Below are 13,578 nucleotides of genomic sequence, written 5' to 3' on the forward strand. Positions count from 1 at the left end.
GCTGCATCCCGTGAGGGTCGCAAGCGCGTCTGAATGGGCGGTAACGACGACATGACGTGCAGGAAGCGGTGTGGCTGCGGCGAGGTCCCTTTCCGGCCCGCGCCGGTCCCTCTTCGGTGCCCGCCGGCCCCTTTCACCGGACGCCCGTCCCTGTCCGGGCTCCCCCGGAGCCCGGACAGGCGCCGGTCAGACGTGGCGGCGGCGCAGCATCCGGAAAGTGAGGGTGAGGGCCAGGGCGGCGAGGGTGAGCACGATGCCGGTCTCGACGAGCTGGAGGGGCCAGAGGTGCGAGGCGGGGTGGTGGTCGACGAACATGCCGGTGATGTCGCGATCGGCCAGGCACCGGGCCTCTTCGGCCGCGGTGCCCGCCGGCCAGCACACGTCCATCGGCAGCCGGTCACCGTTGCTGGTGACGCGGCCGACGTCGAGGACCCAGGAATCGAGGGGAACGCCGGAGGGTCCGTCGGTCGTGCTGGTCGAGATCCGCAGGGGCCAGAGGTCGCTCCGGAGGGTGACGAGGGCCACCATCACCGCGCCGGTGGCGAGTGCGGCCACGGAGATCGCGGTCACGGTGCGGTGCACCAGCAGGCCGGTGAGGGCGCCCACCGCGATGCCGAGCAGGGTGTAGCCGATGACCACGGGGATCGTCGTGCCGAAGACCTGGGGGTCGAACCAGTCGACCGTGTGGTCGGTGGTCGTCCGCGTCCGCGCCCAGGTGAGCACGACGGACAGCACCGTCACCCCGGCGACGAGCAGCACGGTGGGTACGGCGAGTTTGGCCGCCAGCCAGCGGGCGGGCGTCACGGACTGGGTCCAGGCCACGCGGTAGGTGCCGCTCTCCAGCTCCCGGGCGATCATGGGGCCGGCGACGAACGCGCTCACGATCACGGGAAGGACCGTCACGGCCAGTCCCGCGTACATGAGCACGCTGCCGTACAGGTGCATCGAGCCCTGGAAGTCCACGATCCGCTGGTCGCACGCGGGTCCCGAGACGCCCGAGGCGTCGCAGGGGCCCGCCTCGAAACCGTTGACGAGGTGGGTCGTCCACAGGGCGAATCCGATGACGGCCAGGGCTCCCGCGAGGGCGAGCAGACCCGCGGTCCGCAGGGTGTTGCGGTGCTGGCGTACGACCACGCGGGCGGGGCCGCGCAGGGTGGTGAGGGTGCTCATATCGCGGCCACCTCCTTGTGGGCGTGCGCGCTCGGGGTGAGCAGCGGGGGAGCCTCCGGGGAGCGGAGGTGGGCCAGCAGCAGCTCCTCCAGCGAAGGCTCCGTGACGTCCCAGGCGGCGAGGTCCACCGGGCCCTCCTTCCGTACGAGTGCGGTGAGCTGACGTCCCGTCGTACGGGACTCGACGACGGTGTGCGGGGCGAGGTCGCGGACCTGGCCGGTGACCAGGGCGTGCGCGGCGACGATGTCCTCGCTCTCGCCGCCGAGCCGGACCGAGCCGCCGTCGACGAGCAGGAGGTAGTCGCAGGAGCTTTCCAGCTCGGTGAGGATGTGCGAGGACATCACGATGGTGGTGGCGTGCTCGGCGGCCTCGGCCATCAGGACGCCCATCAGCTGGTGCCTGGCGAGCGGGTCGAGGTCCGCCATCGGTTCGTCCAGCAGCATCAGTTCGGGCCGCTTGCCCAGGGCGAGGGCGAGGGCGAGCCGGGTGCGCTGCCCACCGGAGAGGGTGCGGACCTTCGCGTCCCGCGGGAGCGGCCCGGCTGTCCGGTCGGCGGTCGCGGGGTCCCAGGTGGCGGGGTTGAGCTCCCGGCCGGCCCACAGGGTGTCGGCCACGGTGAGCTGCGGGTACAGCGGCTTGTCCTGGGAGACGTACGCGACGCGGTGCCGTGCCTCACCCGGGGCCGTGCCGAGGATCCGCACCGAGCCCTCGGTGGGCCGGAGCAGGCCCGCCGCGAGGGTGAGCAGGGTGGACTTCCCGGCACCGTTGGGCCCGACGAGGGCGCACACCCGCCCTGCGGGCAGCCGGAACGAACAGTCGCGCAGCGCCCACCCGGCCCTTCGCCCGTACTTCATACCGAGGCCGTTCGCCTCGATCGCGGCGCCTGTCATGAGTCCTGGTCCCCCTCGAACGTGCTGTCCAGTACGGCGGTGAAGAGCGCGCTCACGTCGTCCTTGTCGAGTCCGGCCGCGCGTGCCCTGCGGGTCCAGCCGGCGAGTTCGGCGCGCAGCGGCGCGTCGGCGGCGACGGCCGCGCTGCCGAGGGTGCGGCGGACGAAGGTGCCGAGGCCGCGGCGGGCCTCGACGAGCCCTTCGCGCTCCAGTTCACGGTAGGCCTTGAGCACGGTGTTGGGATTGATGGCCGTGGCCTCGACGACCTCGCGGGCCGTGGGCAGCCGGTCGCCCGGCTCCAGCACGCCCAGGCGGAGCGCCTGCTTGGTCTGCTGCACGATCTGGAGGTAGGTGGCGACGCCGCTGCGCCGGTCGATACGGAACTCGACCGCTGCGGACTCTCCCATGTTCACCACCCTTTCACTAATTGAGTAGTGAAAGGGTGTCCCAAAGCGGGGGCGGCGTCAAGTGACGCCGCCCCTGCCCGTGCTGACCTGGCGTCAGGACTCCGTGCGGTACATCAGGTCGATCTCGTGCGTGGCGAAGCCCATCCGCTCGTACACCGACAGGGCCGCCGGGTTGTCCGCGTCGACGTAGAGCATCGCGGTGGGCAGGCCGGCGGCGGCCAGGTGGCGCAGCCCGGTCGCGGTGAGGGCCTTGCCGAGGCCGCCGCCCTGGGCCTCGGGCAGGACGCCGACGACGTACACCTCGCCGAGCTGCTCCTCGGCGTGCACCTTCGTCCAGTGGAAGCCGATGAGCGTGCCGTCGCGCTCGGCCAGGAAGAAGCCCTTCGGGTCGAACCACGGCTCGGCCTTGCGGTCGTCCAGGTCCCGCTGGGTGAGGGAGCCCTGCTCGGGGTGGTGGGCGAATGCGGCGCTGTTGACCGCGAGCCAGGCCGCGTCGTCCTGGCCGGGCACGAAGGTGCGGACGGTGACGCCGGGGGGCAGGACCGGCTCGGCGATGTCGAGCGTGTCCAGGGGGCGGCGGAGCTGGCGCAGTTCGCGGAAGAGGGAGAGGCCGAGGACCTGGGCGAGGTGCCTGGCCGCCGACTTGCCGCCGTGCGCCCAGACCCGCAGCCGCTTGCCGGTCGCGGCGAGGAGCGCGGCGCCCAGGGCGCGGCCGTGGCCATGGCCGCGGTGGGCCGGGTGCACGACGAGCTCGGCGGCGGGGGCCTCGACGGGGTCGGTGTCCTCCAGCTGCGCGTAGCCGGCCAGCACGCCGTCGGCCGTGAGCAGGAAGTGCCGGACGCCCTCGCGGTGCCCGCCCCGAAGCTGGAGCCGGCCCTGCTCGGAGACCGCCTGCCTGCCGTCGGTCCCGACGGCCTCGCCGAGGAGGGCGAGGACGGCGTCGGCCTGCTCGGCGGTGAGCGCGTCGAGGGTCTCGATCGCACGGCCGGGGGCGGGGAGGGGTACGTCAGTCGTCATGGGTACGAGCGTACGGCGGCGGGGTGCGAGGGCGGGGTTCGGCGTTCCAGGCCGTCGTGACCGCCGTCGCGGGGGGCGCCCCGCCCGGAGCTCGCGCACCGGGCGGCACACGGGTGACACGCCCTCAAGTACCGGCTTCGGCGGGGATGTGAGCTTTGCGGACTGTGCGGCTTTCGGCCCGGGAAGCAACCAGCTCGTAACCTCCCGACCCTGTCGCGCTACGCGCGTTGACTCTAGGCTGCGGCAGCAGGATCCAGACATGCTCCACCACTCACCATCCCTCCGCTGCACTCACCAAGGGGACCGATGTCAGCGACTCCGCATCCGCAGAAGAACCGTGCGCCCCGGCGGGTGCTCGCCGCCACGGCCGGACTGATCACCGTAGGCGCGCTCGTCGCCGCGATGCCGGCCGGTGCCCATGACCGGGGCCACGGGCACGGCCAGAAGTCCCGCACGGTCGACGTGCAGCTGCTCTCCTTCAACGACCTGCACGGCAACCTGGAGCCGCCGGCCGGTTCGGCGGGCACGGTCAGCGAGAAGCAGGCCGACGGTACGGTGAAGGCGATTCCGGCCGGTGGCGTCGAGTACCTGGCGACCTCGCTGCGCACCGCGCGCAAGGGCAACCCGTACTCCGTCACCGCGGCCGGCGGCGACATGGTGGGCGCGAGCCCGCTGCTGTCGGGGCTCTTCCACGACGAGCCCACCATCGAGGCGCTGAACGGCCTCGACCTCGACGTGACGGCTGTCGGCAACCACGAGTTCGACGAGGGCGCCACGGAGCTGGCCCGTCTGCAGAACGGCGGCTGTCACCCGGTCGAGGGCTGCTACGAGGAGGGCAAGGAGTTCGAGGGCGCGGACTTCCCGTACCTCGCGGCCAACGTGACGTCGGAGAAGACCGGCAAGCCGGTCCTCGAGCCGTACACGGTGTGGAAGAAGAACGGCGTCAGGATCGGCTTCATCGGGGTGACCCTGGAGGGCACGCCGAACATCGTCACGGCCAACGGCGTCAAGGGCCTGGAGTTCCACGACGAGATCGAGACGGTCAACAAGTACGCCAAGGAGCTGGACCGCAAGGGCGTCAAGTCCATCGTGGCCCTGATCCACGAGGGCGGGGCCCCGGCCTCCACCTCGTACAACTACGACTGCGACAGCCCCGGCGCCGGTGACGGCATCTCCGGGCCGATCGTCGACATCGCCAAGGGCATCACGCCGAAGGTCGACGCCCTGGTCACGGGTCACACCCACCAGGCGTACGTGTGCACGGTCCCGGACCCGTCCGGCAAGCCGCGCATGGTCACCTCGGCCTCGTCGTTCGGCAAGGTCTACACGGACACGACCCTCACCTACGACCGCCGGACCAAGGACATCGTCCGTACGTCGGTGGAGTCCGTGAATCACGTCGTCCGCCGCGACCAGGCCAAGGCCACCGACATGACGGCCCTGATCGCCCGCTGGAACACGCTCGCGGCCCCGATCGCCGGCCGCCCGCAGGGCTTCATCTCCGCCGACATCAACGGCCGCGGTTCCACGGCTCCCGAGAAGCCCCTCGGCAACCTGATCGCCGACGCCCAGCTGGAGGGCCTGGCCCCGGCGGACAGGGGCGGCGCGGTCGTCGCGTTCATGAACCCGGGCGGTATCCGCTCCGACCTCGTGTACACGGCCTCCGCCGGTGAGGGCGACGGGGTGGTGACGTACGGCGAGGCGTTCACCGTCCAGCCGTTCACCAACATGATGAACGTCGTCGACCTGACCGGCGCCCAGCTCGTCGCCGCGCTCCAGCAGCAGGTCAGCGGCTCCAACGAGGCCAGCCCGAAGATCCTCCAGGTCTCGAAGGGCCTGACCTACACGCTCGACCTCACGAAGTCGGGCGCCGACCGTGTGGTCGCCGCCTCGGTCCTGCTGAACGGTGAGGCGATCGACCCGGCGAAGACGTACCGCGTCGCGATGAACGAGTTCCTCGCGGGCGGCGGCGACGGCTTCGCGGCCCTCGGCCAGGGCACGAACAAGCTGGTCGGCGCGTCCGACCTGGACCTGTTCAACTCCTACCTGGCAGCCCACTCCACGGCCGCCGCCCCCCTGGCCCCTCCGGCCACGGACCGCATCACGGTCATCCAGTAGGCAACGCGTCGCCGCTGGGAGAGCACGGACAGGAATCGGCCCCAAAAGAGGGCCCGGACTGTCCGTGGTCTCCCGGCGGCATGTTTTTTGAGGTGTACCCGACATAATCTGGGGCCCCCACGCCGACGGAGGCCCCGCATGAGTCCGTACACCGCCACCACCAGCCGCCGGAGCTTCCTCACCGGCGCACTCGCCGTCACCGCCGGAGTCCTCATCGGCGGAACGCCCGCCGTGGCCTCCGCCCGGGCCCTCGGCACGCAGGACTGGATGGCCGGCATCGCCGACGCCACCCCGCTGCAACGCCTCACGATCCCGGGAACACACAACTCGGGGGCGCGTTTCGGCGGCCTCTGGACGGCGTGCCAGAACACGACGATCGCCGAGCAGCTCGACAGCGGCGTCCGCTTCCTCGACATCCGTTGCCGGATCAGCGGTGACGCGTACGCGATCCATCACGGGGCCGCGTACCAGAACCTGAACTTCGACGACGTGCTGGGTGCCTGCCGGGACTTCCTGGCCCGGCGCCCGTCGGAGACGGTGCTGATGCGGGTCAAACAGGAGTACTCGCAGGAGAGCGACGCCGCGTTCCGGCGGATCTTCGACCTCTACCTCGACGGCAGGGGCTGGCGCCCGCTCCTCCGCCTCGACCCCGCGCTCCCGGACCTCGGCGCGGCCCGGGGCAAGGTCGTCGTGCTCGCCGACAACGGCGGGCTGCCGGGTGTGCGGTACGCGGACCCGGGCGTCTTCGACATCCAGGACGACTACATGGCCGAGCCGTACGCCAAGTACCCGAAGATCCAGGCGCAGTTCCGCAAGGCGGCGCAGCAGCCCGGCAGGCTGTTCATGAACTACGTGAGCACCGCCGCCCTGCTGCCGCCACGCTGGAACTCCGACCGGCTCAATCCCCAGACGCACTCGTTCCTCGACGGGGCGGAGGCGTCGGGCTGGACCGGTCTCGGCATCGTGCCGCTGGACTTCCCGGCGACCCGGCCAGGGCTGGTGGCGTCCCTGATCCGGCACAACCCGGCGGGCTGAGGCGCGCTCACAGCTCCGGCGGCGGCTGTGGTGCCCCCGGCAGCCTGATCGACGCGGTCGTGCCCGTGCCGTCGGCCACCGGGCGCAGCGCGATCTCGCCGCCCGCCTGCTGGACGGTCCGGGCCACGATGGAGAGGCCGAGGCCGGAGCCGGGGAGCTGGCGGGCGCTGGGGGAGCGCCAGAAGCGTTCGAAGACGTGCGGGAGCTCCTCGGCCGGGATACCGGGGCCGTGGTCCCGGACCGTCAGCTCTCCTCGGTGCAGGTGCACCTCGATCGAGCCGCCGGACGGGCTGAACTTCACCGCGTTGTCCAGCACGTTGACCACGGCCCGCTCCAGCGCGGCCGGCTCGGCCCGTACGTACCAGGGGGCCAGCTCGGCCGTGATGGTCAGCTCGGGGCCGCGCAGCCTCGCGCGCTGCAGAGCGGTACGGGTGATGTCGTGCAGGGCGACGACCTGGAGCGGGCCGGGCTGGGCGGCGTCGGGGCGGGAGAGCTCCTGGAGGTCGCCGATGAGGGCGGCCAGCTCGGTCATCTGGGCCTTGACCGACGTCATCAGGGCCTTGCGGTCGTCGGGCGGGATGGCCCGGCCCGTCTCGTCGCTGCGGGCGAGCAGCTCGATGTTCGTACGGAGCGAGGTGAGCGGGGTGCGCAGCTCGTGCCCGGCGTCCGCGATGAGCTGGGACTGGCGGTCGCGCGAGGTGGCCAGCGAGCTGGTCATCGAGTTGAAGGAGCGGGAGAGGCGGGCGATCTCGTCCTCGCCCTCGACCGGGATCCGGACGGTGAGGTCCTCGGTCTCGGCGACGTGCGCGACGGCGTGCGCGAGGTCGTCGACCGGGCGCAGCCCGGTACGGGCGATCCACAGGCCTGCGGCACCGGCACCGACGACGCCGATGCCGGCGACGAGGAACAGCACCCAGGCGAGGGTGGAGAGCGGGTCGGTGACCTCGCTCATGGGGCGGGCGAAGGTGACCGCCAGACCCCCGGGCCCCGAACCGGGGGACCGGCGGATGTCCAGCGGGGAGGTGTGGACCCGCATGTCCGCGCCGTCCTCGTCCGTTGCCGAATGCAGTGCGTAGGAGCGCTGCCGCTCGGTCACCTCCAGGTCCTCGCCAGTCACCGGCAGTCTCGCCGTGTCGGGGGCGATGCAGACGGTGCCCTGGGAGTCGATCAGCTGGACCGTCCCGCCGGTGAAGGGCGGGGGCGGCAGCGAGGTGCCGCCCTTGCAGTACGTGTACAGGGTCGTCAGGTACTGCTCGTCCACCTTGGAGCCGCGCAGCGACTCGTCCAGCTGGTGTTCCAGCTGCTCCCGCGTCACGAACCAGCACGCCGCCGCCACCGCCGCGACCGCCACCGCGACCGCCATGGCGACCAGCAGGGCGAGCCGTGAGCGCAGCGGCAGTGCGCGGAGCCGGCGGGGCAGCCCGGTCACCCCTCACCGCCCCCGGACCGCAGTGCGTACCCCACGCCCCGCACCGTGTGGACGAGCCGCGGCTCGCCGCCCGCTTCCGTCTTGCGGCGCAGATACATCACGTACACGTCCAGGGAGTTGGAGCTGGGTTCGAAGTCGAAGCCCCAGACGGCCTTGAGGATCTGCTCGCGGGTCAGCACCTGCCGGGGGTGGGCCAGGAACATCTCCAGGAGGGTGAACTCCGTGCGCGTCAGCTCGACGCGGCGCGTGCCGCGGGTGACCTCGCGGGTGTTCAGGTCCATGCGGAGGTCCGCGAAGGACAGGGCGTCGTCGGGGACGGCCCCGCCCGCCGCGACCGCGTACGAGCTGCGGCGCAGCAGGGCCCGGATGCGGGCGAAGAGCTCGTCCAGCTCGAAGGGCTTGACGAGGTAGTCGTCGGCGCCCGCGTCGAGACCGGTGACCCGGTCGCCGACGGTGTCGCGGGCGGTGAGCATCAGGATGGGGGTGGTGGAGCCGGTGGACCGGATGCGGCGGGCGGCGGTGAGGCCGTCCATGCGGGGCATCTGGATGTCCAGGACGATCAGGTCGGGGGCGTACGACTCCGCCTTGGTGAGGGCGTCGTAGCCGTCCACGGCCACTTCGGTGCCGTAGCCCTCGAAGGCGAGACTGCGCTGCAGGGCCTCGCGCACGGCGGGCTCGTCGTCGACGATCAGTACGCGCTGCGGATCGTCTTCGGCGGGGCTCATCGCTTCGTCCTCTCCTTCGTACGACAGGTGCTGCGGGCTGTGCCCTCAGCCTCGCACGGCCGTCGCACGGCGTCGCGCGGCGCGGCGCTCGCGGCCGGGGGCGGTGGTGCGGACCTCCGGGGAGCGGGGGCCGGTGGGGGCGAGGCGGGCCGGTTCGGCTGCCAGGGCGAGCGGGAGGGCCGGACCGGACGGGCCGGCGGTCTCCGCCGTGTGGTTCGTCGTGGCCTCCTGATCAGGAGCCGTTGCCGGCGCGCAGGGTGTCCAGGTCGGCCTTGACGGTGTCGACCGGGATGGCGAATCCGAGGCCCACGCTGCCCGCCGTGGAGCTGCCGGAGGCGCTGGACGAACTGGGCGAGTACATCGCGGAGTTGATGCCGATGATCTCGCCGTTCATGTTGATGAGGGCGCCGCCGGAGTTGCCGGGGTTGAGCGAGGCGTCGGTCTGGATGGCCTTGTACGTGGTCTTGGACGTGCCCGTGTCGCCGTTGAACTGCTGGCCACCGAACTCGAACGGCCAGTTCCCGCCGCCCTGTTGCTGCTGTCCCTGTCCGGAGCTGGAGCTGTCGTCGTCCTTGGCGATCGTGACGTCGCGGTCCAGCGCCGAGACGATGCCGCTCGTGACGGTGCCGGTGAGGCCCTCGGGCGAGCCGATCGCCACGACCTGGTTTCCGACCTCGACCGCGGAGGAGTCGCCGAGGGAGGCCGTCTTCAGTCCGCTCGCGTCCTGGAGCTTGATCAGGGCCAGGTCCTTGTCGGCGTCGGTGCCGACGACGTCGGCGGTGTACGTCCTGCCGGTGCTCAGGGCCACCTCGATCTGCGTGGCCCCCGCGATCACGTGGTTGTTGGTGACGATCTCGCCGTCCGAGGTGATGACGACACCGGAACCGGTGGCGTCCCCCGCCGACGACGTCGCGCTGATCTCCACGATCGCCGGGGCCACCGCCGCCGCCACACCGGAGACGGTGCCCGCGCTGCTCCGCGAGACGGTGGTGCCGCTGACGACGCTGCCGGAGCCGGTGCTGTTCGAGCCGCCGCCGGTGAACTCGCCGAGGAGGGTGGCCGTGCCGCCGCCGATCACTGCCGCGGCGATCGCCACGGCGGCCAGCAGGGCGACCGGACGCCTGGCCCGACGCTCCCGGGCCGGGACGGCGGCCGGTTCGGGGGCGGGATCGGGTGCGGGCCAGGCGGGGGCGCCGGCCACGCCGGTCCGCGGTGCGGGTTCGTACGCCGGCGGCGGCGGGTAGGCCGCCTCGCCGTTGCCGTACGAGGGGTACATCGGGTACTCGCCGCTCGGGCGGTGGCTGTCGGTCATGTCTACGAGAGTGGGCGGCGAACATGAGAAGGACCTGAGCGGTCCCTGAGAAGTGCGACAGAACCGTGTATGCCCCATATAAGGGCGTCGGGTTACCGTGTGGTGACGTTCGGTTCCCCGCAGCCGCACGAACGCCGCACCACGAGCGCGGACGGGAACTGCTTCAGACGCTCGCGCCGCGACCCCGAGACCCGCAGCGCGTCGTCGAGGACCAGGTCCACGGCCGCCCGTGCCATCGCCGGACGGTCCGAGAAGACCGTCGTCAGCGGCGGATCGGTGAGGCCCGCTTCCTTCACGTCGTCGAAGCCCGCGACCGCGAGCTCCTGGGGCACGTCGATCCGCAGCTCACGCGCGGCCCGCAGTACCCCGATGGCCTGGTCGTCCGTCGAGCAGAAGATCGCCGGGGGCCTGTCCGGCCCGGCCAGCAGCTTCAGGGCGACCTGGTAGGCGTCGTAACGGTTGTACGGGGCGTGGAAGAGCCGGCCCTCCGTCGACCGCCCCGCCTCGTGCATCGCCCGGCGCCAGCCCTCGATGTGGTCGGCGACCGGGTCACCGACCACCGGGGTCGACTCCGTGCCGCCGAGGCACGCCACGTAGGCGTTGCCGTGCTCCAGGAGGTGGCGGGTGGCGAGCTGGGCGCCGCCGATGTCGTCCGTGACGACCGCGACGTCGTCGATCGCCTCGGGCCGCTCGTGCAGCAGGACGACCCGGGCGTCCCACGCCTCTATCTCGGCCGCCGCCCGCTCGCTGGGGCCCTGGCTGACCAGGATCAGCCCGGAGACCCGCATGCCGAGGAAGGCCCGCAGGTAGTGGACCTCGCGCTCGTCGCGGTAGTCGGAGTTGCCGACGAGCACCATCTTTCCGCGCTCGGCGGCGGCCTGTTCGACGGCGTGCGCCATTTCCGCGAAGAAGGGCTGACGGGCGTCCGGCACGATCATCCCTATGAGATCGGTACGCCGTGAGGCCATGGCCTGGGCGACCCGGTCGGGCCGGTAGCCCAGCTCCTTGATCGCGGCGAGCACCCGCTCGCGCGTGGCCGGGGCAACCGGCCTGGGTCCGTTGTTGATGACGTAGCTGACGACCGCTGTCGAGGTCCCCGCCAGTCTCGCCACATCGTCCCGCGTCACCTTGGCCACGCGCGGCAGTCTACGCGGATCGACCTACCTGTTGGCGGGTCGGACCGGGGCTTCTTCCCGGATCTCGGCTTCCGCGGGCTGCTCCGAACGGGTGACGGCCTCCTCGGCGGGCTTCGGCGCAGCCTTGGCCTTGGCCTCCTCGGCCGCCCGCTCCACCTTCTCGGGGGTGACGAAGCGGTAGCCGACGTTGCGCACGGTCCCGATCAGCGACTCGTGCTCGGGGCCGAGCTTGGCGCGCAGCCGCCGTACGTGGACGTCGACCGTCCGGGTGCCGCCGAAGTAGTCGTAGCCCCAGACCTCCTGCAGCAGCTGGGCGCGGGTGAAGACCCGGCCGGGGTGCTGCGCGAGGTATTTGAGCAGTTCGAACTCCTTGAAGGTCAGGTCCAGGACCCGGCCCTTCAGCTTGGCGCTGTAGGTCGCCTCGTCCACCGACAGGTCGCCGTTGCGGATCTCCATGGGGGAGTCGTCGGCGGTGATCTGCTGGCGGCCGGTGGCCAGTCGCAGCCGGGCCTCGACCTCGGCGGGGCCCGCGGTGTCCAGCAGGACGTCGTCGATGCCCCAGTCGGCGGTGACGGCCGCGAGGCCGCCCTCGGTCACGACGAGGATCAGCGGACAGCCGGGTCCGGTGGACCGCAGCAGCTGGCACAGCGAGCGCACCTGGGGGAGGTCGCGGCGGCCGTCGACGAGAATGACGTCGGCACCTGGGGTGTCGACGAGCGCGGGTCCCTCGGCGGGGGCCACCCGCACGCTGTGCAGCAGGAGGCCGAGGGCGGGGAGCACCTCCGTCGACGGTTGAAGGGCATTCGTCAGAAGCAGCAGTGAACTCATCGCCGCCCACCTGCCTGGGTCGTCGGTCGATCGTGCACGGTTCGCTCGCCCATTACGTCGGTCCTCCTCGTTCCCTGCGAGAGGGGCACTCCCGGGTCGGACCCGGGGGAGTAGTGCGGCATTGCCTCGTACTTCCGTACGAACGTCCGCCTGGGCGGCCGTCATACGGTTTTTACTGTGCGGCCCCACTCAGGGGGACCGCTGAGCTTGTCGAAACGTCGTCGTAACAACGCACGGAAAGCACAAAAGGACCCGGGGGCTGCTTTGCCCGGATCCTCTTCACAGGACAATAGCCCACATGAGTTCTGTGTCCGAGGGTTGTTTCCTGAGTTCTTCTGTTCCCTCGATCACGCCGATCCCCCGCCGCACCACATTGCTGACCGGTGACGGGGTCCGTATCGAGGCGGTGTACACCCCGTGTACGGCGGGTTCGCAGGCCAACGGTGACGGGGCGTCCGGCGGTACGGCCATCGTCCTCGCGCACGGCTTCACCGGCGCCGTCGACCGGCCGGCCGTCAGGCGTGCCGCCGAGGTGTTCGCCCAGCGTGCGGCGGTGATCACGTTCTCGTTCCGGGGCCACGGACGGTCCGGCGGGCGGTCCACGGTAGGCGATCGTGAGGTGCTGGACCTGGCCGCCGCGGTGGCCTGGGCGCGGTCGCTGGGGCACCGCCGCGTCGTTACGGTCGGCTTCTCGATGGGCGGGTCCGTGGTGCTCCGGCACGCGGCTCTGTATACGGCGCCGGACACGCGGAAAGTCGGGGGGAAGAAGTCTTCGGCGGGGGCCGAACGGGTGGGTGAGCGCATTGGGGCGCACGAGGGGCGCACGGACGCGCACACGGATGTGGTGGTCGCCGTCAGCGCGCCGGCCCGCTGGTACTACCGGGGGACGGCCCCGATGCGACGCCTGCACTGGGTCGTCACCCGGCCCGCCGGGCGGCTCGTCGGCCGCTACGGCTTCCGTACCCGTATCCACCGCGAGGACTGGAACCCCGTCCCGCTGTCCCCGGTCGAGGCCGTCCCGCTGATCACGGCGCCGCTGCTGATCGTGCACGGCGACCGGGACCCGTACTTCCCGCTCGACCACCCGCGGATGCTGGCCGGTGCGGCCGGGGGCGGGGCCGAGCTGTGGCTGGAGCGGGGTATGGGGCACGCCGAGAACGCCGCGGACGAGGCCCTGCTGACCCGCATCGCCGACTGGACGGCGTCGGCGTGACTCATGATGGACAGCTGACGCACGACGAAAGGGGTCCCGCCATGGCAGCGGGGACGATCCGCTACTGGGCCGCGGCCAAGGCCGCCGCCGGGACCGCGGAGGAGCCGTACGCGGCGGCGACGCTCGCCGAGGCGCTCGACGGGGTGCGCGAGAGGCACCCCGGTGAGTTGACGCGGGTACTGAGGAGATGTTCGTTCCTGATCGACGGCGATCCCGTGGGCACCCGCGGACATGAGACCGTACGGCTTGCCGAGGGCGGCACGGTCGAGGTGCTCCCGCCGTTCGCAGGAGGGTGAAG

At 71.8% G+C, this 13,578-nt stretch carries 13 protein-coding genes; 4 read left to right on the top strand and 9 right to left on the bottom strand.

Translation table 11 applies throughout. The annotated features are described in order from the left end of the window. Nucleotides 1–186 precede the first annotated feature (186 nt). From ACFWVP_RS23610 to mshD, 4 genes are all read right to left on the bottom strand, one after another. Nucleotides 187–1,170 (bottom strand): hypothetical protein, encoded by a 984-nt coding sequence (locus ACFWVP_RS23610; protein WP_384499461.1) that lies wholly within the window; start codon nt 1,168–1,170, stop codon nt 187–189. Continuing rightward, on the bottom strand, nt 1,167–2,060 hold the full coding sequence (locus ACFWVP_RS23615) for an ABC transporter ATP-binding protein (protein ID WP_384499462.1): 894 nt from the start codon (nt 2,058–2,060) through the stop codon (nt 1,167–1,169). Before ACFWVP_RS23615 ends, ACFWVP_RS23610 begins: the two co-directional genes overlap by 4 nt. Continuing rightward, entirely contained in the window at nt 2,057–2,467 is a 411-nt protein-coding gene (locus tag ACFWVP_RS23620) for a GntR family transcriptional regulator (protein WP_384499464.1), read from the bottom strand. The genes ACFWVP_RS23615 and ACFWVP_RS23620 overlap by 4 nt, the downstream gene beginning before the upstream one ends. Nucleotides 2,468–2,560: 93 nt before the next feature. Continuing rightward, nucleotides 2,561–3,484, bottom strand: coding sequence for a mycothiol synthase (gene mshD / locus ACFWVP_RS23625; protein WP_384499466.1), 924 nt, complete (start codon nt 3,482–3,484; stop codon nt 2,561–2,563). Between the two features lie 306 nt (nt 3,485–3,790). On the opposite strand from mshD, the gene ACFWVP_RS23630 reads away from it, so the two are divergent. Both ACFWVP_RS23630 and ACFWVP_RS23635 read left to right on the top strand, forming a co-directional pair. Further along, nucleotides 3,791–5,602: a bifunctional metallophosphatase/5'-nucleotidase gene (locus ACFWVP_RS23630; protein WP_384499467.1), complete on the top strand. Its 1,812-nt coding sequence runs from the start codon at nt 3,791–3,793 to the stop codon at nt 5,600–5,602. A 138-nt stretch (nt 5,603–5,740) separates the two neighbouring features. Beyond that, nucleotides 5,741–6,637 (top strand): phosphatidylinositol-specific phospholipase C, encoded by an 897-nt coding sequence (locus ACFWVP_RS23635; protein WP_384499469.1) that lies wholly within the window; start codon nt 5,741–5,743, stop codon nt 6,635–6,637. A 7-nt stretch (nt 6,638–6,644) separates the two neighbouring features. Here ACFWVP_RS23635 and ACFWVP_RS23640 read toward each other — a convergent pair whose 3' ends face one another. The 5 genes from ACFWVP_RS23640 to ACFWVP_RS23660 all read right to left on the bottom strand — a co-directional run bounded on the left by ACFWVP_RS23640 (nt 6,645) and on the right by ACFWVP_RS23660 (nt 12,067). After that, entirely contained in the window at nt 6,645–8,066 is a 1,422-nt protein-coding gene (locus ACFWVP_RS23640; protein ID WP_384499471.1) for a sensor histidine kinase, read from the bottom strand. Further along, nucleotides 8,063–8,791 carry a response regulator transcription factor gene (locus ACFWVP_RS23645; RefSeq protein ID WP_384499472.1) on the bottom strand — a complete coding sequence of 243 codons (729 nt, stop codon included), beginning with the start codon at nt 8,789–8,791 and terminating at the stop codon, nt 8,063–8,065. Before ACFWVP_RS23645 ends, ACFWVP_RS23640 begins: the two co-directional genes overlap by 4 nt. A 232-nt stretch (nt 8,792–9,023) precedes the next feature. Further along, nucleotides 9,024–10,103 (bottom strand): S1C family serine protease, encoded by a 1,080-nt coding sequence (locus ACFWVP_RS23650; RefSeq protein ID WP_384499473.1) that lies wholly within the window; start codon nt 10,101–10,103, stop codon nt 9,024–9,026. Between the two features lie 92 nt (nt 10,104–10,195). Beyond that, nucleotides 10,196–11,239 (bottom strand): LacI family DNA-binding transcriptional regulator, encoded by a 1,044-nt coding sequence (locus ACFWVP_RS23655; RefSeq protein WP_384499474.1) that lies wholly within the window; start codon nt 11,237–11,239, stop codon nt 10,196–10,198. A gap of 24 nt (nt 11,240–11,263) precedes the next feature. Beyond that, complete coding sequence (locus ACFWVP_RS23660; protein WP_384499475.1) at nt 11,264–12,067, bottom strand: response regulator transcription factor; 804 nt, start codon at nt 12,065–12,067, stop codon at nt 11,264–11,266. A 298-nt stretch (nt 12,068–12,365) separates the two neighbouring features. Between ACFWVP_RS23660 and ACFWVP_RS23665 the strand changes: the two genes are divergently transcribed. Together ACFWVP_RS23665 and ACFWVP_RS23670 are read left to right on the top strand one after the other, a co-directional pair. Continuing rightward, on the top strand, nt 12,366–13,280 hold the full coding sequence (locus ACFWVP_RS23665) for an alpha/beta hydrolase (RefSeq protein WP_384499477.1): 915 nt from the start codon (nt 12,366–12,368) through the stop codon (nt 13,278–13,280). Between the two features lie 41 nt (nt 13,281–13,321). Continuing rightward, a complete protein-coding gene (locus ACFWVP_RS23670) occupies nt 13,322–13,576 on the top strand; it encodes a MoaD/ThiS family protein (protein ID WP_384499479.1) in 255 nt (84 codons plus the stop codon). Nucleotides 13,577–13,578 lie beyond the last annotated feature (2 nt).

The sequence above is a fragment of the Streptomyces sp. NPDC058637 genome, assembly GCF_042717325.1.
Lineage (GTDB): Bacteria > Actinomycetota > Actinomycetes > Streptomycetales > Streptomycetaceae > Streptomyces.